25 protein-coding genes and 1 pseudogene are annotated in these 23,723 nt (G+C 68.9%); 21 read left to right on the plus strand and 5 right to left on the minus strand.

Translation table 11 applies throughout. The features are described 5' to 3' along the window. Positions 1–243: 243 nt before the first annotated feature. From MDN94_RS18450 to MDN94_RS18460, 3 genes and pseudogenes are all read right to left on the minus strand, one after another. Positions 244–1,371 carry a PD-(D/E)XK nuclease family protein gene (locus MDN94_RS18450; protein ID WP_482726838.1) on the minus strand — a complete coding sequence of 376 codons (1,128 nt, stop codon included), beginning with the start codon at positions 1,369–1,371 and terminating at the stop codon, positions 244–246. Further along, complete coding sequence (locus MDN94_RS18455) at positions 1,368–2,141, minus strand: GIY-YIG nuclease family protein (RefSeq protein WP_482727124.1); 774 nt, start codon at positions 2,139–2,141, stop codon at positions 1,368–1,370. Before MDN94_RS18455 ends, MDN94_RS18450 begins: the two co-directional genes overlap by 4 nt. A gap of 84 nt (positions 2,142–2,225) precedes the next feature. Further along, positions 2,226–3,078: pseudogene (locus MDN94_RS18460) on the minus strand (transposase); the annotation flags it as partial. A gap of 197 nt (positions 3,079–3,275) precedes the next feature. Here MDN94_RS18460 and MDN94_RS18465 point away from each other — a divergent pair. The 3 genes from MDN94_RS18465 (at position 3,276) to cutA (ending at position 5,485) form a co-directional block, all read left to right on the plus strand. Beyond that, the gene (locus MDN94_RS18465; RefSeq protein WP_482726839.1) at positions 3,276–3,956 is read left to right on the plus strand and encodes a PDDEXK family nuclease; all 681 of its coding nucleotides are present in this window, start codon (positions 3,276–3,278) and stop codon (positions 3,954–3,956) included. Next, positions 3,953–4,891 carry a GIY-YIG nuclease family protein gene (locus MDN94_RS18470; RefSeq protein ID WP_482726840.1) on the plus strand — a complete coding sequence of 313 codons (939 nt, stop codon included), beginning with the start codon at positions 3,953–3,955 and terminating at the stop codon, positions 4,889–4,891. The genes MDN94_RS18465 and MDN94_RS18470 overlap by 4 nt, the downstream gene beginning before the upstream one ends. 267 nt (positions 4,892–5,158) lie before the next feature. After that, positions 5,159–5,485, plus strand: coding sequence for a divalent-cation tolerance protein CutA (gene cutA, locus MDN94_RS18475; protein WP_062022327.1), 327 nt, complete (start codon positions 5,159–5,161; stop codon positions 5,483–5,485). A 51-nt stretch (positions 5,486–5,536) separates the two neighbouring features. Here the strand turns inward: cutA and MDN94_RS18480 are convergent, their stop codons facing one another. Further along, positions 5,537–6,784, minus strand: coding sequence for a helix-turn-helix domain-containing protein (locus MDN94_RS18480; RefSeq protein ID WP_482726841.1), 1,248 nt, complete (start codon positions 6,782–6,784; stop codon positions 5,537–5,539). A gap of 248 nt (positions 6,785–7,032) precedes the next feature. Here MDN94_RS18480 and MDN94_RS18485 point away from each other — a divergent pair, with 248 nt between their 5' ends. The 18 genes from MDN94_RS18485 to MDN94_RS18570 all read left to right on the plus strand — a co-directional run bounded on the left by MDN94_RS18485 (position 7,033) and on the right by MDN94_RS18570 (position 22,527). Then, on the plus strand, positions 7,033–7,434 hold the full coding sequence (locus tag MDN94_RS18485; RefSeq protein ID WP_482727108.1) for an ATP-binding protein: 402 nt from the start codon (positions 7,033–7,035) through the stop codon (positions 7,432–7,434). A 191-nt stretch (positions 7,435–7,625) separates the two neighbouring features. Beyond that, positions 7,626–8,000: a recombinase family protein gene (locus tag MDN94_RS18490; RefSeq protein ID WP_482726842.1), complete on the plus strand. Its 375-nt coding sequence runs from the start codon at positions 7,626–7,628 to the stop codon at positions 7,998–8,000. 130 nt (positions 8,001–8,130) lie between these two features. Then, positions 8,131–8,385: a hypothetical protein gene (locus tag MDN94_RS18495; RefSeq protein ID WP_482726843.1), complete on the plus strand. Its 255-nt coding sequence runs from the start codon at positions 8,131–8,133 to the stop codon at positions 8,383–8,385. A 95-nt stretch (positions 8,386–8,480) separates the two neighbouring features. Beyond that, positions 8,481–8,963, plus strand: coding sequence for a DUF6082 family protein (locus tag MDN94_RS18500; RefSeq protein ID WP_482726844.1), 483 nt, complete (start codon positions 8,481–8,483; stop codon positions 8,961–8,963). Between the two features lie 31 nt (positions 8,964–8,994). Next, a complete protein-coding gene (locus MDN94_RS18505) occupies positions 8,995–9,687 on the plus strand; it encodes an HAD family hydrolase (protein WP_482726845.1) in 693 nt (230 codons plus the stop codon). Beyond that, a complete protein-coding gene (locus MDN94_RS18510; protein ID WP_482726846.1) occupies positions 9,684–11,531 on the plus strand; it encodes a hypothetical protein in 1,848 nt (615 codons plus the stop codon). The genes MDN94_RS18505 and MDN94_RS18510 overlap by 4 nt, the downstream gene beginning before the upstream one ends. After that, positions 11,528–12,478, plus strand: coding sequence for a thymidylate synthase (locus MDN94_RS18515; RefSeq protein WP_482726847.1), 951 nt, complete (start codon positions 11,528–11,530; stop codon positions 12,476–12,478). The genes MDN94_RS18510 and MDN94_RS18515 overlap by 4 nt, the downstream gene beginning before the upstream one ends. A gap of 8 nt (positions 12,479–12,486) precedes the next feature. Continuing rightward, positions 12,487–14,205, plus strand: coding sequence for a carbamoyltransferase family protein (locus MDN94_RS18520; RefSeq protein ID WP_482726848.1), 1,719 nt, complete (start codon positions 12,487–12,489; stop codon positions 14,203–14,205). Continuing rightward, complete coding sequence (locus MDN94_RS18525; protein ID WP_482726849.1) at positions 14,202–15,254, plus strand: glycosyltransferase family protein; 1,053 nt, start codon at positions 14,202–14,204, stop codon at positions 15,252–15,254. Before MDN94_RS18520 ends, MDN94_RS18525 begins: the two co-directional genes overlap by 4 nt. A 96-nt stretch (positions 15,255–15,350) precedes the next feature. Then, positions 15,351–15,860 carry a P-loop NTPase family protein gene (locus tag MDN94_RS18530; protein WP_037876755.1) on the plus strand — a complete coding sequence of 170 codons (510 nt, stop codon included), beginning with the start codon at positions 15,351–15,353 and terminating at the stop codon, positions 15,858–15,860. Positions 15,861–15,891: 31 nt separating this feature from the next. Next, positions 15,892–16,740 (plus strand): class I SAM-dependent methyltransferase, encoded by an 849-nt coding sequence (locus MDN94_RS18535; RefSeq protein ID WP_482726850.1) that lies wholly within the window; start codon positions 15,892–15,894, stop codon positions 16,738–16,740. Further along, complete coding sequence (locus MDN94_RS18540) at positions 16,737–17,495, plus strand: phosphotransferase (RefSeq protein ID WP_482726851.1); 759 nt, start codon at positions 16,737–16,739, stop codon at positions 17,493–17,495. Before MDN94_RS18535 ends, MDN94_RS18540 begins: the two co-directional genes overlap by 4 nt. Next, complete coding sequence (locus MDN94_RS18545; RefSeq protein WP_482726852.1) at positions 17,492–18,148, plus strand: histidine phosphatase family protein; 657 nt, start codon at positions 17,492–17,494, stop codon at positions 18,146–18,148. Before MDN94_RS18540 ends, MDN94_RS18545 begins: the two co-directional genes overlap by 4 nt. Then, on the plus strand, positions 18,145–18,981 hold the full coding sequence (locus MDN94_RS18550; RefSeq protein ID WP_482726853.1) for an aminoglycoside phosphotransferase/kinase family protein: 837 nt from the start codon (positions 18,145–18,147) through the stop codon (positions 18,979–18,981). Before MDN94_RS18545 ends, MDN94_RS18550 begins: the two co-directional genes overlap by 4 nt. 35 nt (positions 18,982–19,016) lie before the next feature. Then, positions 19,017–20,015 (plus strand): NAD-dependent epimerase/dehydratase family protein, encoded by a 999-nt coding sequence (locus tag MDN94_RS18555; RefSeq protein WP_482726854.1) that lies wholly within the window; start codon positions 19,017–19,019, stop codon positions 20,013–20,015. A gap of 31 nt (positions 20,016–20,046) precedes the next feature. Further along, positions 20,047–21,168: an adenosylhomocysteinase gene (locus tag MDN94_RS18560; RefSeq protein WP_482726855.1), complete on the plus strand. Its 1,122-nt coding sequence runs from the start codon at positions 20,047–20,049 to the stop codon at positions 21,166–21,168. After that, complete coding sequence (locus tag MDN94_RS18565; protein WP_482726856.1) at positions 21,165–21,725, plus strand: NUDIX hydrolase; 561 nt, start codon at positions 21,165–21,167, stop codon at positions 21,723–21,725. The genes MDN94_RS18560 and MDN94_RS18565 overlap by 4 nt, the downstream gene beginning before the upstream one ends. Positions 21,726–21,756: 31 nt before the next feature. Beyond that, positions 21,757–22,527, plus strand: a complete 771-nt coding sequence (locus tag MDN94_RS18570; protein WP_482726857.1) for a 3-deoxy-manno-octulosonate cytidylyltransferase — start codon at positions 21,757–21,759, stop codon at positions 22,525–22,527. A gap of 17 nt (positions 22,528–22,544) precedes the next feature. Here MDN94_RS18570 and MDN94_RS18575 read toward each other — a convergent pair whose 3' ends face one another. Then, on the minus strand, positions 22,545–23,723 hold the full coding sequence (locus MDN94_RS18575) for a cytochrome P450 family protein (RefSeq protein ID WP_482726858.1): 1,179 nt from the start codon (positions 23,721–23,723) through the stop codon (positions 22,545–22,547).

Genomic DNA, 23,723 nt, shown 5'->3' on the forward strand with positions numbered 1-23,723 from the left:
TGTCACGCCGCTCATAGCCGAGCCTGCTGGCAACTGACTCCAGGGTCCCCATCTGAGTGTTCCCGACGTACGACAACTGGTCCTCGCTCGCATCGTCCGAGAACTCCACGACGCCGACCAGGTAGACCCCGTTCTCGTTCGGGTCGCCGAAGAGCTGCCGCAAGCGGTCGGGTCCAAAGTCGCCCATCATCTATCCGTCCACCCCTGCATCGCCGCTGTCAGATTCTCCGTCGATTAATGCGATCACAGTCTCCCTTGCGGCTGAGTCGCGTGCTGTGCCATCCGGGACCCGATCACAGCCACCCTGCTGAGCACCTCGGTGGCTTCCTTGAGTGTGGTTGAGGGCGGCAGCACGAAGCGCGCGCCGAACTCCACTTCACCGCTGAGCTTGGCCTGCTTCTCGCCGTAGCCAGCGCCGAGGAACGCTGGAGCGCGGAGCGCCTTGAGCCTAGCCACGCCATCCTTCTCCCATTGCAAGGTCTTGCGCGGCGGATGGGGTCTCCACGGAATCCAGTCCTCTTGGGCGAGGTACTCCTGCCAGAGCAGCGCCAGGTGATCCCAGTCGTAGGCCTTGGAGGAGGTGACTCGCTGCTGCACGAGGAAGAAGCGGAAGTCGACCCCGCGAAGCCCGCTGCTGTCGACGAGCTTGCCAACGTCCTGAGTCGGCAAGCTCTCGGTGGCTTCCCAGCGGACGGTGTAACCGCTGCCCGGAATCGGGGCGTCCACGATCGCGATGTACAGGCCACCGGAGCCGATCTCCTGGATGGACTTCGATGAGCAGCCGGGCAAGGCGACGTTGTCGTACATATAGGCAGCACGAAGTCGGAGAGCGAGGTACAGGTCGATACCGTCGATCTGATTCCAGACGGTGTGGCCATCCACCTCCGGCACCTGGGATTTGATGTGGCTCGTCCAGGCTGTGGCTGTCGTCGCGGCCCACGGCACCGGGGACGAGGCGAAGGGAGCGATGATCTCCTCCCAGGTGAGGTTCTGCCAGTCCTGGGCATGGGTGGTGTCGAGGCGGATGCGCTGAAGTGAGACCGCCACGAACTGGCAGTCGTCTCGGTCATCCTCGACGACGTATTTGTAGTACCGCTCCAGCTGTTCAATTCCGAGGCCGGCAAGCAGCTTCACTTCGACGACAGCGACAACCTGACCGTTCGCCTCCACCACCAGGTCGGGTCGATCCGATGCCTTCCGGCCCCGCGACTTCGAGACCTCCCGACGAATCTGGAGCGGGCCAACAGCCTCGATCCCGAGCACGGAGCGGGTGATCGCCTGGTCGGCATTCATGAGGGTGGCGAGCAGATCGCTCCACGCGTTCTCGCTGTTGATCGAGAGCAGGAAGCGAAGATCCGGGAGACTGCTCACTCGCTGCCCTCTCCCAGCTCCGCGTCGATGTTGAGCACGCGGATCCCGGACTGCGACTGCGCGAGGAGCACCGCAGCGTTCTCGGCAAGGCGACGGGCGGACTTGAGCCGCAGGTCCAGCTCGACATCGTCACCCCAGCGGACTGACGTTGCGATGGCGAATGCGATCGAACCACCGGACTCCAAGTGGCCGACGATCTCCTTGTGGACGCGGCGGCTGGTGCGCTGACGAGAGCGATCCGTCTTGGCGTTGCGGTAGTTGCCGGCTCGCCTGGCCAGCTCCACGGACTCCCCGATGTAGATCACGCGGATGCCGTCGTCGTCCACACCGAAATCGTAGCGGTAGAGCCCTGGCGCTCGCGGGAGTCCGGGAAACCTCGGCAGGCCGGCTTCGTCCAGCGTGATCGGGCCCGCGCTCAGCCACGAGAACGCAACGCGGACGTCGAGCGCCTCCAGTTCCTTGAGCTGGGACTCGTCGAAAGGCCCACGACGAGTCGCGCCGGTCAGCCGCGGGATTGAGCCGCTCTCGGTGGCCGAGGATCCGGCACCGATCAAGAACCCGAGGTTCTGCAGCCACCGCCGAGAGGCATGCGACTGAAACCGGCTGCGCTTGGCACCTGTCGCAAGGGAGATGACCTGCTTGACCGGCCAATGCACACCATCTACCTCGACCCAGTACTCGCGGATCTCCTCGGGCACGTGACCAGCGAGACGCCTACGAACAAGCGTGGACGTCAGCTCGAGGGATTCGCCATCGAGGATGAACTGCATGGAACGGAGGTTAGCCTCAATCGTTGATGAGTTCTCATCAGTTCGCTGACGGGGACGCTGTGCGTGTGGGGTGCGGCTTTTCCGGGGGTGAGGCCGCTCCTCCCGGACGACCAGACTCATCCCCCTGGGCCAGGTGCCGAGGTCGGGCATATCGGCGATCTCCGCGGCCCAGGCGCCGGGCCGCTGGGTGCCGCCGGCGTATTAGGGCCGGCGTCCACGCCTTCTTAGGGATCTTCAGTACGGCTTGGTGGATGGCGTCTGTGATGGTCATTCGGACGGAATACGACAGCCACTGCCCATCAGACGTGGATGCTGCCGCCGGAGTCGGTGCGGATCAGTGTCTGCCGTCCCAGCCGCAGAGCCTTGAGGAGTTGTGCCAGGGCGAGTTGGACGGTTTCGATGTGGTGCGCGGCGGTGTTGGAGCCTGCGTTGCCGGGCCGCAGCAGGGCGGCCACCGGCTCCCCGGACCCGGCTTGGCCGTGGTCGACGAACGCGACGAGGGGGTGGTGGCCGAGGCCTTCTTCCGGGTCGCGGTGGCGTCCTGTTTCTTGGAGCGCGCGAGGGTTAGCACTCCGCTGATGTCCACGATCACCTGGCCGTCGGTGGCCGGACTGCTCGCACCGGCCAACTCCCAGACCCGCCCCGTGCTCGGGAACGTGCGTCCCGCATCGCCGCGTGGGCTTTCGGGCCGGATGCGGCGAGTCTGTCGATGACACGGAGGGCTGTGGGATCGGAGGCCACCGGGCCGAACATCCGGCTCGGCCCGCAGCATGCCGATGTCGGCCAGACAGCCCCGGCCGAGTGCGACGGCCAAGGCCACATCCAGCAGGATCTTCCCCGGATCGTGCACTGCCCGCGGCTTGCGCCACGGCGTGAGTGCCGCCGATATCGCTTTGTTCGGAGCGGACTTGCGGACCATCTCGGCCAGCAGCACCGACCAGCCTGTGAGTGGAGCGTTTCGCCAATGTTGAGGGCGAACTCGGTGATGGCCAACAAAGTAGAGAAGCCGTAATCTTGCTGTTCAGAAGCACGTCTCGCCCATGTGACCACCCGTCGGACAGGTCGCTTCATGAAAGCGCGAGGTTAGCGGTCAAATTGCGGGGCGGCGCAGAACTGACCCAGAACGGAGACGCCGTGACGGACCTCCCCGAAGAGGGCCAGCCCATCGAGGCCGTATCGACGGTGTACAGCGGTACCACCTTCCGTTCTCGGCTCGAAGCCGACTGGGCCCGCACCCTCGACACCCAAAGCATTTTCTGGCAGTACGAGCCCGAGCGAATAACCCTGCCGTCAGGGGCGCATTACCTGCCGGACTTCTGGCTGCCCGAGATCGGGACATGGCTTGAGGTCAAGGGCCCAGCCACCCCCCGAAAGGAGAAGGCCGTCGAGCTGGGCAAGGCGCGCGCCTGCCGCTGCGACGGCCCCTGCGCCTGCGCGTGGCCCGGTGGCGAAATGGTCCTCCTTGGCTGGGTCGCGGAACGCACCCACGGCGGCATCACGGTCGCTCGCAGCCGGTCAGGCTACGCCAGTTGGGCCGCCGCTCACGGGCCCAGCGCGTACTTCGCGTTGTGCCCCTGGTGCGGGCTCAGGCAGTGGATCACCCTGCGCCGGCCGTGGAAGTGCCGCGCCTGTCGCCGCGGTCTGGAAAGCGAGGAGCTGTACCAGCCCCACGACCGTGTACTGCCTTTCGGCAGCGGCTCGGGGTGGTCTCCTGCGGACACGGTGGCCGTCCGCAGGGAGATCGCCGAACAGATAGCTGAGGCAGAGGCCGCTGACTCGGAGGACTCTTTCTGGGAGGCCCCGTACGAAGAGTGAGCGCGCGGGCGCGTAGTGCTCGCCCACTCGCGGGTGAAGGTCCACCCTCGGTCGGCGCCGACTGGGCACCGTGCGGCTGCCGCAAGGCGGCGGCACTTCGACGGCTCTCCATAGGCGGTCGGCCGGGGCCGCTCTGGAACGGATCCGCGCGCCCGGCGCTTTCATCACATGGCGGCCCGAACACTGCGGGCCGCCTCCGCCGAAGGAGGCTCCTCATCCGCGTCTACCGCCGCCACCCCTACGCCGTCCTGGTCGACGCCGTCACCCTTCTCAACAAGGAGCTCAGCCCCACCGCCCGCCTTACATACGCTGTCCTCGCCGCAGTCCAACAGGTCGACGAGGGCAGCGACACCTTCGACCTGGACCACGTTGCACATGTTGTGGGCCTGACCGACTCGGACGCTTTGCTACCAGTCCTTGCTGAACTCACCGCGGTCGGTGCGATCGACAAGCGTGAGCACCACGGCCTGGGTCTCCTCCTCTCCGTGAACCTCGAGGCGATACCTCCAGCCAACCAGCAACCGTGCGTGCCTTGCGACGACTGCGGCCAGTGCTCGTGCGGTGGCCTGAGAGGGGTTTGTCAGGCCTGCTCAGAGGTCCGGGCGTCACGTGTGCCCGAGGCGGAGAGCACCAACGAGATGGACTCCCGGTGGGTCTATGCCGTGTCCACCGAATCCGTCCCGAAGTCCATAAAGATCGGTGTAGCCGCGAACATCCAGAAGCGCCTGAAGCAGCTCCAGATCGGGTCAGTTTCTCTTATAGTGTTGCGCTGGCAGTCGCCGGGCGGATTTCCATTGGAGAGCCACCTCCACGAGAAGTTCACCCGGCTGCGGATCGCAGGGGAGTGGTTCAACTTCCAGCGCACCGCAGATCCAGTGAAGGCCATCAACAAGGCGGCGCAGACCTTCCTCCAGCAGTACGCCGCCACCTACTAAGGGTGCGCTTGCGGTGTCGTGGCCGGTCAGGCGGTCTGATGTCCAGACCGGTCTTGGCGAGGCTGCGCCCCCCGGCAACGCCCACCGGGTGGTCAAGGCCGACCTGCTGCGCCTTCACAGTGACGTCAAAGAAGCGCTCCTTTCGCGGGATCACAGGTGCTTCAGAAGCAATCAGTGCGTTTGCGTAGTCTCCCGCCGGCTACCACCCGCTGGCCTGCGTCGAACACATAGATAGGGTCGCGGTACCCGAGCTGGAGAGGTAGCCGCATGGACCACGGGATCGTGATCGCGCAGACGACCAGTGACGACGAGGAGCAGGCGAAGACCCTCGCCAGAGGCGCTGTTGAGAGCAAACTGGCGGCGGGCGTCCACATCGATGCGCCCATCACCGCCTTCTACTGGTGGCAGGGGAAGGTCGAGGCGGCTCAGGAGTGGCGGATCTCCTACATGACCTCGTCGGATCGCCTCCCCGCGCTAGAGGCATGGCTGCACGAGAGGCACCCGTACGACGTCCCCCAGTGGGTCACGCTGCCTGTGACCGGAGGGTCGGAGGCGTACCTGTCCTGGGTCGTCGACGAGACGCGCCCGGGGTAAAGGCCCCCACTACAGCGCCTCGCTCTCACCGAGCCTGTGCGCTTCGACGCTTCACAGCGTCGCGAACGTCAGCAGGTGGCTGGCCAGGTCACGCTCAGTGTCGGGGAGCCCGGCAGCGATGGCCTGAGCCCGCTGCCGGCCCATGGTGTTGGGCTTCGACTCCGCCGCTGCGGCGAACTGGTGCGCTACGTAGGCCCCGCGATCTACGTCACCGCCGCGCAGAAGGGCGGACGCCAGGTCACCCAGTACGACCACACCGGACTCGGGCAGTTCACCGCCGAGGCGCTCGACTGCGGAGTCGGCCGTGGCGGTCAGCTCCTGACGCTTGAGTTCGCCGTAGACCGAGAGGGTTAACGAGTCCATGCGGTATGGCGTCACGAAGCGGACCCACGCCTGCTCGCTCGTATGGTCGGCGAAGTCATAAGCGAACTTGGCCTGGTCGAGAGCACGAAGGGCGCCAGCGTCATCGCCTGACTGAGCGGCTTCCTCCGCGTACCGGCCTAGAGCCCACGCTGCGGCGGTTGCGTTGCCACGTCCGCGTACGTCCTGAGCTGCCTGCGAAAGCATCTCCAGCGCCTTCGCTGGGCTGGGGGCACCGTAGCTCGCGTAGCCCAGAGCGAGAGCGCGCAGCGGGGGGTGTCCAGCCTTTTTCGCGCACTCCGAGGTCACTCCGTAATAGGAAGTGGCCTTGTCGTGCTCGCCGAGGTCCCAGGCGACCCACCCAGCAAGAGCGGCAGTCTCCCCGGCCGCGATGGTCAGGGCTCGCTCGTGGGCTCCGGCGCGGGGAAGGGCTGCGGTGATCGCGTCCAAGTGCGCCTCGACGCGGGACTGCAGGCTGAGCGCGCTCTCGTTCAGCTCGTCCACGTGCAACCGGGCCGCATGATCAATAAGCACCCCCGCGGACTCAGGGTCGATCTTGGAACCCTTGCTGAGTGCGTAGGCCAGCCGGCCCCACGGCTCGGCAGCCGCAGCCGCACCGATGACTGCGCCTCCCAGCAGCGTTCGGCGTTTCACGTCGTCCAGGTCCTCCGCCTCGGCCTTGTTCTTCTCTCGCCGCCTGGCGCGGGCGGCTTTCGCCTCGCGCAGCAGCGGCTCCAGCGGGACGCCACAGGCCAAAGCGATGTTCCCCAGGGTGTGATCCGTCGGAACGTTCGCACCGTTCTCGTACCGGTTCACCTCTCGGCGGGTCACCGTTGCCCGGCCGGAAGCGGCGTTGATCGCACCGGCCTGCTCGTCCTGCGTCCGATTCGCGTTACGCCGCAGGTGACGGAGCAGCTCGGCAAATGGATCCACTGCCATGAGTCTGACCCCTATCCGTGGGAGAAAGCCAATACTCCCCTCAACTCCCCCCTGATTTTCCCCCCTTGACAAAGATTTCCCCCCTCCGGTTTCCCCTGTCCCGGATCGCGCAGCCACGGTGCGATGTGCTCATGACCACGCACCGGACAGCAATGCCGCCCCGACCTCGGGGCGACGACGGTGGCGCCCACGTCGTCGGCGCCGCGACCGCTCGGTGTCCGCTGGCCTCTCACGTCTTCGAGATGGCCATGGAGCCGGTAGATGTGCACGTTGCTCAAGCGCGACGAACGACGGCCACCGTGCTGAAGCACTGGTCGTTGCCGGAGACGCCGGCAGAGGACGCCCGGCTCGTCGTCTCGGAGTTGGTGTCCAACGCGATCACCCACGGTTCCGGGGACGTCCGACTGCGACTGCGACACGACGAGCACGAGCTTCGAATCCGAGTCACCGACGACAGCACGGCACCGGCGAGGCGACGACGTGCAAGTGCCGCTGGCCTCGGCGGTCGAGGGCTGCACCTCGTCGCCTGCCTGTCGCTGCGGTGGGGCGTCGCGGACGGCGGCCGGACGACGTACGCGGTCATCCCCACTCTCACGGAGGCACCCCCATGTCGCCGCACAACGCAGTCAAGCACGGAGCCGACGTGTTGAGCCTCGTCGCCTTTGATCGGGGGCGAGAGAAGCATACGGGCGGTGGGGCGCCGACCGCTGGCCGTGACCACCCCAGCTGGCCTCGCACCTCTGCCCAGGCGAAGCGCCAGTCCCGAGCTGGCCAACTCCGAGGCTTCCGTCAGCACTTCTACCGTCAGGCCGTCAACGCGCAGGCCGATCAGCCGCTGCGCGTGCTGGCGTACAGCCTGGTACCGAGTCCGAGGGCCCGACCTGACGAGGACTGGGGGACGCTACAGGCTGCGGCCGACCAGCTCGGTTACGCGATCGCCGCCCGGCTCCACGATGTGGCGGTCCCGCTGACCACGACGTACTTCCCAGCATCCAGTGCGAGCCAGGGCGTCTACACGCCGCCTTGGGATCGACCTGGTTGGCGGGAAGCCGAGCGGCAGCTCCGAGAGGGCTTGGCCGACGGAGTGCTCGTCCTCGACCGGCACAACATCAGCTCCGATGACGACGAGTACCACGCCGTGATCAAACACCTGGGCGAGCACTGCCGGGCGTTTCTCCACCTCGTGATCCCCGAGGAGCCTGTAGCGCCGACTTGAAGGCGTCCACTGCGCTGGATGGACAGGAAGGGCTGGGGCTGGCGGCAGATCAGCGCCCAGATCGCCCTGATCGTCACCGTGAGCGTCGTGCTCGTCTTCACCTTCAAATACACCTGACCGAGGGCTGACCATGACTTTCGAGGGACACATCGATCGTGCGCCGCGCCTCCTTCCGCACCGCGAGCAGGGCGAAGCGCTCCTCGCCATCAGGGAGGCCGCCCCTTCGGCACCCAGCGAAGAGGGGATCGACCTCTTCGCCGTGCCCGCTGGTGAGGTTCAGGGGCGTGGCTTCGAACTCTCGCGCTTTCACCGGCTCTCGCGCCTGTCGGCCGTGCCGGACGGATCGACCTCGCCTTCGGCTGACGGCCCGCCGGACGCGGCCTGACTCTCCTCAAGCGAGCACGACGGCGACCACCACTGCCCCGGATGCCGCCGCCGGTTGCCTACACCGTCCCATCCATCCTCGAGTAAAGGTCGCAGATGAACCGTCCCGTTCTCGCTCTGGCCACCACCATCGCCCTCGCGTCCGCGGTGCACATCGCCCAGCGTCGCCTGCAGCACCGCCAGTCCCTGGAGTTGGCAGTGCACCAGGCCCACGGCCGCATGCTCGAAGTCGCGACCACACACCCGGGCTTGGACCCGATCTGGGTGCGTAACCATCCCGATCACGTCAAGGACGACGAATCGGGTCCGCTCCTGATGTGCCAGTGGTGGCTTGAGTTCTGGCGCACCGGCCTCAATCTCAGGGTGTTCGCCCCCGCCGTCCTGCGGCAGAACGCGCGGAACTTCATGCAGGACCCGACGGCCCTCAAGGCGTGGGCCCTGACCCGCCACGGGCGTGCTCTGCAGTCCCGAGAGCGATGGGACCGCTTGCACGTGGCGTTGCTCGACGCGGCGTTCGAGGAGGCCGGCGGTCCGGCCCAGTACCCCGAGTTGGAACTTGCCCCGGCTTCGGCCCTCTGAGGCACGGCGACACCCTGACGAGAGGATGATCATGACCGTTCCCGCTTGCGGATCGCCACCCGCTCCGGCCGCGCCGAGCGACCACGGGTCGCGCGCTCTTCTCCTCGACCTCGACGGGGTCCTCCTCGACACGCGTCCCGTGATGAGGAAGGCGTGGCAGAGGGTCCAGGAGATCCACGGCGTCGCGCTCCCCTTCCGTGACTACGAGCGCCACCTGGGCCGAGAGTTCGGCGACATCATGCAGCGACTGGGCGTGACCGATGCCGAGGCGGTCCGCCAGACGTACGAGGCGGAGTCCGTGGCCACCGCGCACCTCGCGAAGGAGTTCGCCGGCATCGTCGAGACGCTCCACGCCTTCGTGGCCGCCGACTGGCGGCTGGGCGTCGTGACGTCCAAGCACGTCGACCGGGCGGCCCCGCTCCTCGCGCGCCTCGGGTGTCCCTTCGCGACCATCCGCACGCCCGCCGGCGCGGGCCGGACGAAGCCGGCCCCGGACCCGCTCCTCCTGGCGCTGGTCGACCTGGGAGTCGACCCCGCCTCCGCCGTCTACGTGGGTGACATGGCGGTCGACCAGGAGTCGGCCGCACGCGCCGGCGTCCCTTATGTGCACGCTGGGTGGGGCTACGGGCAGCCGACGGCTCCCGCCCCGGACGCGGTCTCGTCCCCCAGGGAACTGCTGAGCCTCCTCCCCGTCAAGCAGCTCGTCGAGGGGAGCACGGTGTGAGCCCCCGCACCACTGGCGGCCTCGGCCTGGTCCGCTCCTCCAACGTCGGGAAGCCGACGTGGACTCTCGTCGGAACCGGCGCCCTGGCGCACGCGCGAACCGACCACATCCACACGACGGACCTTGATGCGACGGCCGTCGACAAGCAGTCACTGCGCTCCGGCGTCGAAGAGGTCATGGAGGCCGTCGACCGCTACAGCGCCAAGTGGGCCGCCACCCCGGGCGGAGCCGACTGGCTCCACGTTCAGCACGTCCCCGTGCGACGCTTCGTCGCCGAGATCGTGCGCAAGCTCCTGGCCCTGAACTCCTGGGCACCGTTCGCCTCCGCCCCAGGACCCCTGATCCTGGCCCCCTACGAAGGTCTCGTGGGACTGCGTTCGAGCAGCTCGCGTGAGTACCTGGCCTACACCGTGACATGGTCCGGCGTCGCGTACGTGCTCGGTGCTGCGGCACCGCACAACCCGACCCGCTCCGCCCAGCTCCGGAACCGCGCCCGGACGAGTACGGCGAACACGGAGCCGAGTTCGCTCCCCTCGGATCTCGGACGGCAGGACGTTCTGGCGCTGTCGTGGACCACCCGCCATGCCGCCACGCTGACCCCCGTTCTCGCCGAGCTGGCGCGAGGCGGGCAGAGGAGCCTCCTGCTCGATCTCGCCACTGATGCCGCCGAGCGATGCAGCGCGGGACCGGCAATGGGTTTCGATCTGCGCTCGGCTCCGAGCGACCTCTTCACCGTCTCCGGCACCGCCGAGGGCCTCCACCGCCCCGACGACGAGCACGTCGTCCAAGTGGAAGGCCACGGCGTCCAACTTGCCCGGCTCGTAAGGCTCTTGTTCGTGCTCTTGGAGACCAGCGGGGGCTGCACCCAGCCGTCGTGGCGGACGGTCGTGCGGGCGGAGAGCTGGCTCGACGACATCCTGTCGACCACCCGGCCGCACACCGTCCTGCTGAGCAACGACACCAGCCCACTGGGCGCGCTGGCCGCGCACGCCGCCGAGCGGCACGGAGCGAACTCGGTGCACGTCCAGCACGGGGCGTGGACGCCGGAGTCGGTCGCCTGGCCGGCCCTGCACAGCCGCGACATCATCGTCATGGGCGAGCGGGACCTCCCCCTGGGCCGAGGGTGGGCGCGCCACCCCGAGGCCGAGGTGCACGTCCTCGGGCAGCCCCGCTTCGACGTCCTCACCAGCCTGAGCCGCCAGGCACAACGGCGGTACCTGGAGAAGCTGCTCGCTCCGGAGGGCCGACGCGCGCCGACCCGGATCGCGGTGTGGGCCTGCCAGCCCTTCAACCCCGATCACCTCAAGTCCCACGCGGACCTCCTCCTGGACGGGCTCGCCGAGGCGGACGGCGACTGGGGGCTCGTCATCGCTCCACACCCGGCGCAGGGAGCCGACGCCTTCACCGCTCTGGTGAAGCGGGACGCCGGGCCGCCCATCGCGGTGGCCGATCCCCGAGTCGGAGCCCGAGGCTGCCTCGCCGGCGCTGACGTCCTGGCGAGCGCGTACTCGACGTGCGGGATCGAAGCCGCGCTGCTCGGCATCCCGGTCCTCGAAATCGGCCCGCCGGGCGAACGCACCCTGGGCCTGACCGGTCACGGACTGGCGACCCGGTGCGAGGCCGCCGGTGAGGTCGCCGAAGCACTCTCCGGCTTGCGCGCGGGCCCTGCGCCGATCCCGCGGGCGGCCTTGGACGCGGTCTGCCGGTGGCGCGGCGACAGCGCCACTCGGATCGCCCGGCTCATCACCGACCGCGCCACCTCCGGCCCGAGGGCCGACGACTCCACCCACCACCACCCGGGCGCCGGTGCGTCGCCCAAGGACGAAGGAGCATCCGTCCGATGACATCCCTCACGGCCGACAGCATCGCCGAGCTGTTCTCCGGCGCCGTCACGCTGGCCAAGTCCGGCGAGAAGATCAGCCCCCGGGGCATGGCCACCCACGAAGTCCGCGACGTGCACCTGCTGCTCACCCAGCCGCGTGCCCGCCTGCTCTACGCCCCGCCCGCCCGCATCGTGAATCCGGCCTTCGCCGTGGCCGAGACGGTCTGGCACCTGTCCGGCTCCGACGCCCCGTGGATCTTCGACTACAACAACCGGCTGCGGCAGTTCGCCGACGAAGGCGTCCTCCTGGGGGCGTACGGCCCCAGGATGCGGAATTGGGCCGGCAAGGTCGACCAGCTAGCCCGCGTCGTCGAGATCCTCCAAGCCGACCCCGACTCCCGGCGAGCCCTGATCCAGCTCTACGACCCGGCCCAGGACGCCGCAGGGCACAAGGACGTGCCGTGCACCCTTGGGTTCAGGTTCCACCTGCGCGCCGGCCGCCTGCACATGGCGACCACGATGCGCGGCCAGGACGTATGGATCGGCATGCCGTACGACGTGTTCTTCTACACCGTGTTGCACGAGCTGGTCGCCGGATGGCTCGACGCGGAACTCGGCGAGTTTCACCTGCACATCGGCTCGCTGCACATCTACGACGAGCACATCGAGCAGGCCGACACGCTCACCTCGCTCCCGGCGAGCGAGATCATGCCCGACCTGCGAACACCCTGGAACGGCTTCGGCGGCCTGCTCGACCAGGTCGAGGCCCGTGATGTGACCGGCCACCCCGGCTGGGACGCGATGGCCGAGACGCTGCGCAGCTACCGGTTGTGGAAGGACGGCAAGCGCGAGCAGGCGTGGCGGGCGGCCGACACGATCGACGGGCCCCTCGGCCAAGCCCTCACCGCCTGGTACGGAGAGCTGGAACGGCGCTCGACCAATCGCGCCGCGACGGCCGGGGCAAGGTGACCGCCGTCATGAAGCGCACCCCCTCCGTGATCCTCGGCCTGTGCTCGTACACCCACGACTCGTCGGCCGCCCTTCTCGTGGACGGTGAACTCGTCGGCTTCGTCGAGGAGGAACGCCTTTCCGAGCAGAAGCACACCAAGCTCTACCCGGCCCGCGCCGTGGGATGGCTCCTCGACCAGGCCAAGCTGAGCGCCACCGACGTGGACGCCGTCGCCTACAACTTCCAGCCCGCTCGCTACCTCGCCGAGTCGCCCGCCGCCCTGCGCATGGCGCTCTCGCCAATGACACGCGACCGGAGCCTGGCCCGCGCCCACGGGTTCGCCAAGGTCGCCCTGCGGACCCGGCGGCGACTGCGCGTCCTTGGCAGCCAGTTCCCCTCGGCCCGCGTCACACCGGTCCTTCACCACCGAGCCCACCAGCTCACGGCCTTCGCCGCCTCCGGTTGGGAGGAAGCCGCCGTACTCGTGGTCGACAGCCTCGGCGAGCGGCAGACCACCACCATCGCCCACGGCCACGGCATCCAGCGCCCCCGCCTCCAGCCCGTGGAAGCGATCAACGACCCAGCCTCCCTCGGCTACGTGTACGGCGCCGTCACCGAGCACCTGGGCTGGCGGCGGGGCGACGAGGAAGGCACCGTCATGGCGCTGGCCGCCCTCGGCGACCCCGCCCGCTTCCGGCACCTGTTCACCACGGCCGTTCGCACGACGGCCACGGGCTTTCGCATCCACCCCGGCTACTTCCCGACGCGCACCCTCACCTCGGGATACCCGAGGACATCCCGGCGGTTCGTCGCCGAGACCTGCCCCGAGCGGCACCCGAGCGAGCCGCTCACCGACGTCCACCGAGACCTGGCGGCTGCCCTCCAGGAGCGGACCGAGCAGGTGATGGTTCACCTTGCCCGCCGCGCCCGTGTGCTCACCGGCTCCCGGCGCCTGTGCGTGGGCGGCGGCGTCGCCACGAACTGCGTCAGCATCGGGAAGATCATCGAGGCTGACATCTTCGACGAGGTGTTCGTCCCGCCGGCGCCCGGAGACGCCGGAACCGCCATCGGGGCCGCCCTCGCCGTGCATGTCGATGGTCGCAGCCCTCGCCCGGTCGCCGACATCGCCCGCCACTGTTACCTCGGCCCCTCCTACGAGGACCAGCCCCTCGACCTGACCCCCTGGCCCGGCCTCCGCCAGAAGACCCTCGGCATCGAGACCGCCGAGTTCCTCGCCGACCAGCTCGCCCACGGCATGATCGCCGGACTGTTCCAGGGAGGGGTTGAGGCCGGGCCGCGTGCCCTGGGCAACCGCTCGATCCTCGCCTCCCCGCTGGAGCCCGGCGTCGTCGAGCGGCTCAACGCCACCGTGAAGTTCCGCGAGCCGTTCCGGCCCTTCGCCCCCATGGTCCCGGCCGAGCGCGCCGCCGAGTTCTTCACCCTCGGCCAGCCGGCCCCGTACATGTCCATGGCCTCCGGGGTGACGGACCTGACGCACGAGCGGGTGCCGGCCATCGTGCACGCCAACGGCACCTCCCGCCTGCAGACCGTCACCCGGTCGCAGAACCCGTTCATGCACGCGGTGCTGACCGCCTTCGGCCGCCGAACTGGCATCCCCGTGCTGATCAACACCTCCCTCAACGTCAAGGGCAAGCCGATCTGCGGGACACCCGATATGGCCCTGGACTGCCTGGCCAACTCCGGCCTCGACGCCCTGCTGCTCGAAGGACGGTGGATCACCAAATGAAGATCGGATACAGCTTCTGGGGCTTCCTCAGCAACGGCGTCACCGACACCCCCGACGGAGGCCGCAGCCACCGCCGCCCCTTCATCGACGCCCTCCTTGCCCGCGGTCACGAGATCGTCTTCCTCCAGCCCGACCGCGACCGCCTCGAAGCCGGTGACGACCTCGGCGGCGCGTACACCTTCGACGACGGCCTGCCCAGCATCGACGTCCTGTTCCTGGAGTGGCGCTGGGCCATCCCCGGCCGCAACACCACCGTGTGCGGCAGCGAGGGGCACACCTGCGACCTCCACCGTCAGGCCCAGCTCATCAACCACTACACGGCCCGTTACCAGACGCCCACCGTCATCTGGGACAAGGACCGCACCCTGCGCGACGAGAGCGTGTGGCGCCGTACGGCCCACGCCCGCGTCTGCGAGGCCGCGCTCGCCCCGACGCTCGGCGCGCACTCGTTGCTCTTCCCTGTCGCCGAGGACCTCCTCGCCCAGGCCGATCCCCCCACCCTGGCGGCGCGGCCCCGGGATCTCGCGCTCGGCTACGTGGGCAACCAGTACGACCGCGACGAGCCCTTCGACCGCTTCTTCGCCCCGGCAGCCGCCCACGTCGAGCACCTGGTCGCCGGGAAGTGGACCAAGACCGGCCGCTGGCCGCACGTCCGCTTCGCGGGCCGGATCCCGTTCGAGGACGCCGCCAACGTCTACGGCCGGTCCCTGGCCACGGTGCTCATGCTGCCCGAGCGATACGCCGCCGTCGGGCAGATGACCCAGCGCATCTTCGAGGCCGTGCTTGCCGGCTGCCTGCCGCTTGCCCCGGCGGACATCCACTTCGCCGACCGGTTCGTCCCGAAGGAGCTGGTCGTGCACTCCGGCAGCGACGTGCTCGAACGCCTTTCCTACCTACGCGAGATCGCTGGCACCGAGCAGCACGCCGCCCTGATCGCCGCGTGCGTGGACCGGCTGCGTCTATTCGGTCTGTGTAAGCAGGTCAACACCCTGGAGTCCGTCCTGCACGGCCTCCTTCAGACCACCGCGACCAAGCGGGGGGCTGCCTGATGCAGACCGCTCGATCGACCACGGCGCGCGAATCCTCCGGGCGCGTCCCGGAGGATGGGCTCGCCGGACACCCGAACCTCTCTACGCTGGAGCACCATGAAGAAGGTCGCCATCGTCGGCTGCGGAGGCAGCGGCAAATCCCACGTGGCCCGCGAACTGGGCAGGATCCTCGACGCTCCGGTGACGCACCTGGACGCCGCGTTCTACGACGACGAGTGGAACGCGTTGCCCATGGACAAGTTCACCGACGTCCAGCGCGAGCTGGTCGCGCAGCCGCGGTGGGTGATCGACGGCAACTACAACTCGACGCTGCAGGTACGGCTCGAAGCCTGCGACACGGTGGTCCTGATGGACGTGTCGACCGTGGCGGCGCTGTACGGGATCTTCTCCCGGCAAATCCGGCACGGCGCGGGGCACAAGGGCAACGGGGTGCACAACCGCATCCACTGGGGCGTGATCAAGTACGTCGCCACGTACCGGCGCAAGATGCGGCCCCGCGTGATGGCGAAGATCGAGGAGTTCGGCTCCGGCGCCGATGTGGTGCTGCTGGCCAACCGGCGTCAGACGCGCCGCTGGCTGCGGAAGGTCGCCGCCGAGCAGTCCTGACCGGCCCGCGCCCCCGGTCAGGGGGTGCGGCATGAACGAGCCCAACCCGTTCCTGGACCCCGTCCGGCAGCCGGAGCTGTACGGACACGCCTCGCGGCTGGCCGGGCGGACCGGCGCCCTGATGCGCGCCAAGACCGCCGGACACCCGGTGCCCGAGACCATCGTCAGCCTCGTGCAGACCCATCACGCCCGGCCGGACCGGCTCGGCGCGGTGCTCGACATCGGATGCGGTCGCGGCACGAGCAGCCTCATCCTCGCCGAGCAGCTCCGGCCCGAGCGCGTCGTGGGCCTGGACGCCGCCCCCGCCCTGCTCGCCCAGGCGCGCGAGCGCGCCAAGAACCTGCCCGACAGCACGGTGGAGTTCGTCGAAGGCGACTTCCACGACCTCCCTCTGCCCGACAGGTCGAGCGATGTCGTCGTCGCCGCGTTCTGCCTCTACCACTCGCCGCGCCCCCAGGACGTCGTCGGACAGATCGCCAGGGTCCTCGCCCCCGGTGGTGTGGCCGTGCTCGTCACCAAGGGCCTCGACAGCTACCGGGAGATGGACCAGCTGGTCGCCTGCGCCGGTCTCGATCCGCGTGCCGCCCAGCACGAGAGCCTGTACACCGCAGCCCACAGCGACAGCCTGGCCGACATTGCCGCCTCCTCGCTCGACGTGATCGCCGTCCTGGACGAGGAGCACGTCTTCACCTTCGACGGCCACGACCACTCGGCGCAGTACCTGGCCACCAACCCCAAGTACGACCTGGCGCCCGGCTTGTACGGCAACCCCGGTGCCCTGGCGGCGACCCTGCACGAGTTCCTTCCCGACCAGCCGCTGACCACCCGGTCCCGGATCACCTTCGTCGTCGCCCAGCCGAACGATGGGCGGTCGGCATGACCCTCGCGCCCTTCACCAAGTCCTACGCGGAACCGGAGCGTGCGGCGGGGGCGGTGAGCCACTACCAGTGGCTCACCGAGCACGCCAAGCCACTGCGGCAGCCGGCGCTCCTTACCGTCCGAGCGAACAGCCTGACGTTCGAACGGATCGAAGGCCGCTCGGTACGCCCGGACGACCTCCCGCGCGTCGCGGCACTGCTGGGCCACGCCCACGGTGCCGCCTGGGCCAGCGACCTGCGGTCCGCGTCGCTGGACACCCCGCACCACTTCCGGGACGGGACCAGGTTCGACGACTACCTCGGCCCCCGGAAGCGCGCCCTGCGGCAACGCCACGAACAGGGCTACCTGCCGAACAGGGCCGCCCTGCACGCGATGTTCGGCCTGCTGGAAATGACGGCTCAAGGGCCCTGCGCCTTCTACAAGGACAGCAACCCCCGGAACTTCATCGTCACCAGCAGGGACATCGTCGCCGTCGACACCGACGACCTGTCCCTGGCCCCGATGGGCTACGACCTCGCCAAGCTCGTCGCGACGCTCCACCTGACCTACGGGCCGCTCCCGGACCAAGCCGTCACCACCGCCCTGCTCGCGTACAACGCGGCAGCTCTACGACACGACGCCCGGCTGGGCACGACGGACCGAAACCAGCTCGACAGCTTTCTGGCCCTGCACGCCGTGCTCACCGCCCCGTACGTCGGTCGCAACGGCTACCACTACAGCCTGCCCCTCCGTTTCAGCCACCGAGGAGCCTCATGATCACCACCGAACTCGTCTTCGTCCGGCATGGCCAGGCCCAGTGCAACGCCGACGGCCTGGTCGGGGGCCCGCGCACCTGCACCGGCCTGACCAACCTCGGATATGCCCAGGCCGAACAGGCTGCACGCCGCCTTGCCACCGAGCACCTGAAGAAGCCGTTCGACGTCATCTACACGGGCCCGCGGATCCGTCTCGTCCAGACCGGCGAGATCATCGCCCAGACGCTCCAGATCCCCGTGCACCACGACGACCGACTCGACGGCCCGGTCCACGGCGACGCCGACGGCCGGCCGTGGGACGCGGTGAAGACGGCCGCCGATGGCGGGCCGCACGCCCACCCCGACACACCCTGGGCCAACGGCTCCGACACCTGGACCGGGTTCCTGAAGCGCGCCAGCAGGAACCTGAGCCAGCTCATCGAGGAGAACCACGGCAAGCGCGTCGTCTTTGCCGCCCACGGGGAGACGGTGATCACCGCACACACCCTGCTGCTCGGCATCCCGATCGGCTCGCCCGCAGGATTCACCCACAACCACGCCTCCATCACCCGCTGGCAGCACCACCGTAACCGCCTGGGCCAGACCCGCTGGATGCTCGACCGGCACAACGACACCGAGCACCTCAGCCTCCTCACGCCGGAGCCGACCCCGTGATCGCGACCTCGCGCGACCCTCGGATACAACTGGCGCACCTCCTCCTCGGCGCAGTCGATATCGCAGCGGACCCCGCGCTCCCGCCCCGCGTCGTACGCCTGGTGGCCGGCGACGGGCGTCAGTTCATCGCGAAGCAGCACGCGGAGCGAGACCGGTACGCCGGAGAGCTCCATGCCTACGGGGCGTGGGTCACTCATCTGACCGGACATGCACCGGTGTTGGTCGGCCGAGACAACGCCACCCGCACCCTGTTGCTCACCGCGCTCGCAGGCGACCGCGCGGATGCCTTTGCTCCGGGCTCGCCCGAGGAGGAGCTGGCCCACCACGAGGCCGGGCACGTGTTGGGCAAGCTGCACCGGGCCACGGCCATGCCCCAGGGCGGCGCCGTCGGCGCCTCGCTCGCCGAGCGGTTCCAGGGGTGGATCGACCGGGCAGTCCACGCCGACCTGCTCGATGCCGCCGAGGAGAACCTGCTGAAGCACCACGCGGTCATCCTGGGCACCAGCCACATGGACAGCGCGATCTGCCACCTTGACTACCAGCCGCGCAACTGGCTGCTCGGCGACACCTTCGGCATCTACGACTTCGAGCACATGCGACGCGACGCCCGGGTCCGCGACTTCGCCCGGCTCGAATTCCGACGCTGGCAGGCCGCACCCCACCTCCGCACCGCCTTCTTCGACGGCTACGGACGCTCGCCCACCGACGCCGAACGCTGCCTCCTGGAGTCCTTCGGCGCCATCGAGGCGGCCACAGCCCTGGTCAAGGGCCACCAGGAGAACGACGCCGCCCTCAGCGCGCACGGCAGAACCGTCCTGTCCCGGCTCACCTGACCAGCCCCTTAGACGACACCCCTCTGGAGACCCCCGTGCCACAGCACGACCTGCCCCCGACCAATGCTTCCCCTCGACGGGCCGTGGTGACCGGCTCCGCCGGCTTCATCGGCTCGCACCTCGCCCACGCCCTCGTCAAGGCCGGCACCACCGTGATCGGCGTGGACCGCCGAGATCCATCTACCGACCCGACGGCCGCCGCCAACCTCGCCGCGCTGCGGGGTCGCCCGGGATACCACCACGTCACGGCCGACCTCCTCCACTGCGCGATCGACCCGCTCCTGATCGACGCCGACACCGTCTTCCACCTCGCCGGCATCCCCGGCGTACGGCCCTCCTGGGGACCGCAGTTCGGCGATTACCTCGCGTCCAACGTGCTGGCCACCCACCGCGTCCTCGAAGCCTCCACCCGGATCGGCGTATCCCGGCTGGTCGTAGCCTCCTCCTCCAGCGTCTACGGCCCGGCCGAAGGCGACGCGAGCCGCGAGACCGACCGCCCCAACCCCGCCTCCCCGTACGCCGTGACCAAGCTGGCCGAGGAGCAGCTCTGCCTCGCCTACGCCGAGCGCCCCGTCGGCCCCAGCGTGGTCGCCCTGCGGTACTTCACCGTCTACGGCCCCCGGCAGCGTGCCGACATGTTCACCCACCGCGCCCTGTACGCCGCCCTGACCGGACAACCCCTGCGCCTTTACGGAGACGGCCACCAGCGCCGCGACTTCACCTACATCGACGACGTGGTCGCCGCCACGATCGCCGCCGGCACCGTCCCGAACGCGCACGGCACCATCAACGTCGGCGGTGGCTCGAACGCGTCCCTGCTGGACGTGATCGACATCGCCAACAGCCTCACCGGCCGCGAGATCCAGCTCCACCAGGACCACGTGCGCAACGGGGACGTCCTCCTCACGCGTGCCGATCCCGGCCGTGCGGGAGAGGTCCTCGGCTGGCAGCCGCGGGTCGACCTCCACAGCGGACTGCGCGCTCACATGCAGGCGCTGGCCGCCCCGGTGCCTGACTACAGCCGTGCCGCCTAGGCGCACCCGTCGGATCATGAGAGGAGTGCTCATGGAGACCCCCGAGCGAGCGCGGCTGGACGCCTTCTTCCGAAGGATCACCGCGCAGTTCCCCGCTGGCCAGGCGATCACGACGCTGGTCATCACGCACCTGCTCCAGGAACGACCTGCGTTCTTGCGCGCCATGACCGCGGTGTCCACGATCGGCGCCGTCCTCCCCAAGCCCCGGTCGATCCACCAGCCGACCCTCGACACCGTCCGCCGCACCCTGCCGGTCCACGACCTGAGCCGCGAGCGGTTCACCGACGAGACCCAGGCCCTGCACTACCTGGAGGACACGGCCGGCGGCCAGGACATCGTCCTGGTCGACATCGGCGGCTACTTCGCAGCCAGCCTCGACACCCTCGTGGACAAGTTCTCCGGCCGCATCCTCGGCGTCGTCGAGGACACCGAGAACGGACACCAGCGGTACGCGGCCCTCGGGCCGCTCCCGTGCCCGGTCGTGTCCGTGGCCCGCTCACCGCTCAAGGACTGCGAGGACCACCTCGTCGGCCGATCCATCGTGTTCTCTACCGACGCCCTCGTCCGCACCCGCGGGGACATTCTCACGAGCCGCAGCGCCTGCGTCATCGGCTTCGGCAAGATCGGCCGCTCGATTGCGCAGACCCTACGTGCCCAGGACCTGCGCGTCACCGTGTACGACAACGACGCGGTCAAGCGGGTACAGGCGCACGCCCTCGGCTTCCGCACCAGCGCGTCCACCGCCGAGGCCGTCCACGACGCGGATCTCGTCCTGTGCGCCACCGGCAATCTCGCCCTCCGGCACGAGGATTTCGCCGCCCTGCGCAACGGCGCGTACCTCGGATCGGTGACTTCCTCCGAGGACGAACTCGAACTGGGCAGCCTCGACGACCTCTACGAACGTCAGCCCGTCGGACCCCAGTTGACCCGGTACGAGGTCACCGGCCACTACTTCTACGTTCTCGCCGACGGCGGTGCCGTCAACTTCGTGCACGGAGCCGCCGTCGGCACCTACATCCACCTCGTCCAGGCCGAGATACTCGCCGCCACCGCCGCCCTCAGCCACGCGCGGCTCCAGCCTGGCCTGCACGAGATGCCGGCGGCCGACCGCGACACCATCGCCAGAACCTGGCTCCGCCACTTCGAAAGGTGACCTCGTTGCCACCCTCCACCGGACACGTCCGCGCCGTCACCGAGGCGTACCTCGCCCGCCACCCGGACGAGCGCGCCTCCCTGACGATGCTGTTCGACGTACTCGCGGGCGCAGACGATCCCACCAGCCGCAAGACCTTCCCCGCCCACGTGACCTGCAGCGCCATCGTCATCAACGGTGAACGGCACGTGCTCCACATCCTGCACAAGGCGTCCGGGAAACTTCTGGCGCCCGGCGGGCACATCGAACCGTCCGACCAGCGCCTGCGCGACGCCGCCCTGCGCGAACTGCACGAGGAGGCCGGCATCCCGCCGAGCGCCGTCGTTCCCCTCGCCGGCCACGAGGACATCCCCCTCGACATCGACGTGCACGCGATCGACGCGAACCCGTCGAAGAACGAGCCGGCCCATCACCACGTGGACTTCCGCTGGGCCTTCCACCTCGGGGACGATCACGCGGTGACGCTGCAGGAGGAGGAGGTCGACGGCTACCAGTGGCGGCCGTTCGCGACCACCGCCTCACCCACCGTCCGCGCCAAGCTCGCCCAGCTCACCTGAAGCCCCCGAACCCGACCACCAGGAGGACGCCGTGGCCGCCACCACAGCCCGACCGACCGACGCCGAACGGCGCCGGCACATCGCCGTCATACCCTGCCGCTGGGGTGCCTCCCGCTTCCCCGGCAAACCACTGGCCCTCCTCGGCGGCAAGCCGCTGCTATGGCACGTCCACCAGCGCTGTCTGGAGGCCGAACGCCTCGCAGGGGCCGTCGTCGCAACGGACGACGAACGCATCGAAGCAGCGTGCCGCGAACTCGGCATCGACAGCATCCGTACCGGGGAGCACCTCACCGGCACCGACCGCGTCGCGGAGGTCGCCGAACGTCTGTCAGCCGACGGATACATCAACGTGCAGGGCGACGAGCCGTTCATCGCACCCGGTGCGATCGACGCCATCTCGGAAGCTCTGGAGCACCTGCCTCCGGGCACGCTGGCCGTGAACGCTTACACCGAACTGGTCGACATCGCCGCAGCCCTGGACAGCAACGTCGTCAAGGTCGTCGTCGCCGCTCAGGGCGACGCCCTGATGTTCTCGCGCCACCCCATTCCCTATCCGAAGGGGGAGCGGCCGAAGTACGCACGCCAGCTGGGCCTCTACGGATTCGCTGGCCACTCTCTCCAGCGCTTCCGGCAACTTCGGCAGGGGCCCTTGGAGCGCGCAGAAGGAGTGGAGATGCTGCGCTTCATCGAGCACGGCCACGCTGTACGGATGGTGCCTGTCACTGACGACGGCGTCGCGGTGGACACTCCAGACCATCTCGCGCGAGCCAGCATCCTGCTCGCCCAGTACGCAGAAGCATGACTTGTACTTACCACCTGCTACACCAGGACAGGAAGAGTTGCCAGTCCGCGAACGAGACGGGTGCGCCGCCAGTCCAGTTGGTCAGTTGGCGCGGCAAGCCGGATTCCGGGAAACCGAGTCAGTACCGCTCGGAGGGCGATCTCCACCTCGGCCTTGGCCAGGGGAACACCGACACAGCGGTGGATGCCATGGCCGAAGCTGAGATGAGCGGCGGCGTCTCGGTCCAAGTCGAGCAGGTCCGGCGACGGGAACCGCTCTGGGTCGCGGTTGGCGGCTCCAAGGGCGACCAGCACCGGGACACCGGCAGGGATATCGGTACAGCCGAGCGTGACGGCCTCCGTGGTGAACCGAAAGGTTGCTGTACTGACGGGGGAATCGAACCGAAGCAGCTCGTCCAGCACGGCTGGGACATCGTCCGGATTCTTCCGAAGGCGATCCAGCTCGGCACGGTGCTGGAGCAGCGCCAGGGCGGCGTTTCCGAGGAAGTTGGTGGTGGTCTCGTGCCCGGCCACGAACAACAGCACCGCCAGAGAGACCAGCTCCTCCTCGCTTAGATGGTCGTCTCCGTCGCGCGCTGAGATGAGTCGGTCAAGAAGAGAAGCACCAGGGTCCAGGCGCTTGGCGGCGATGAGGCTCGTCATGTACTCAGCCATGGAATGCGAGACCGCGTCGATGACGTCGGACTTGCCTGCCGCGAACAGTTCTTCTGACCAGCGTTGGACGTCGGGTCGGTCCCCCTCTGGGACTCCGAGCAGCTCGCAGATCACGATGACTGGCAGCGGTACCGCCAAGCCGGCCACGAAGTCGAACCGCTCGCCGACGGGCCACTGATCCAGCAGCTCGTCGGTGACCCGGGCAATGAACGGACGCAGCTCCGCGACGGCCCCGGTCGTGAACGCTTTGGTCACCAGCTTGCGGAGGCGGGTGTGTTGGGGCGGGTCGCTGGCCAGCATTGTGTGCGCCACCGCAGGGTGTAGTCGACGCCGTGACCCCTTGCCCGCGAAGAAGGCGGCCGTGTCCTTCGAGAGCCGTGCGTCGCGGAGAGCTTCCCTCGCTTCCGCGTAGCCGGTGACCAGGTAGCTGATGTGCCCACCGGACCCAGTGGGCACGGACTGCACCGGGCACCTGGACCGCATGGCCGCATAGGTGGGGTAGGGGTCCTGGAGAAAGCGGGGGTCTTGAGTCGGGTCGGTCAT

The organism is Streptomyces sp. WAC00040, from assembly GCF_056835925.1.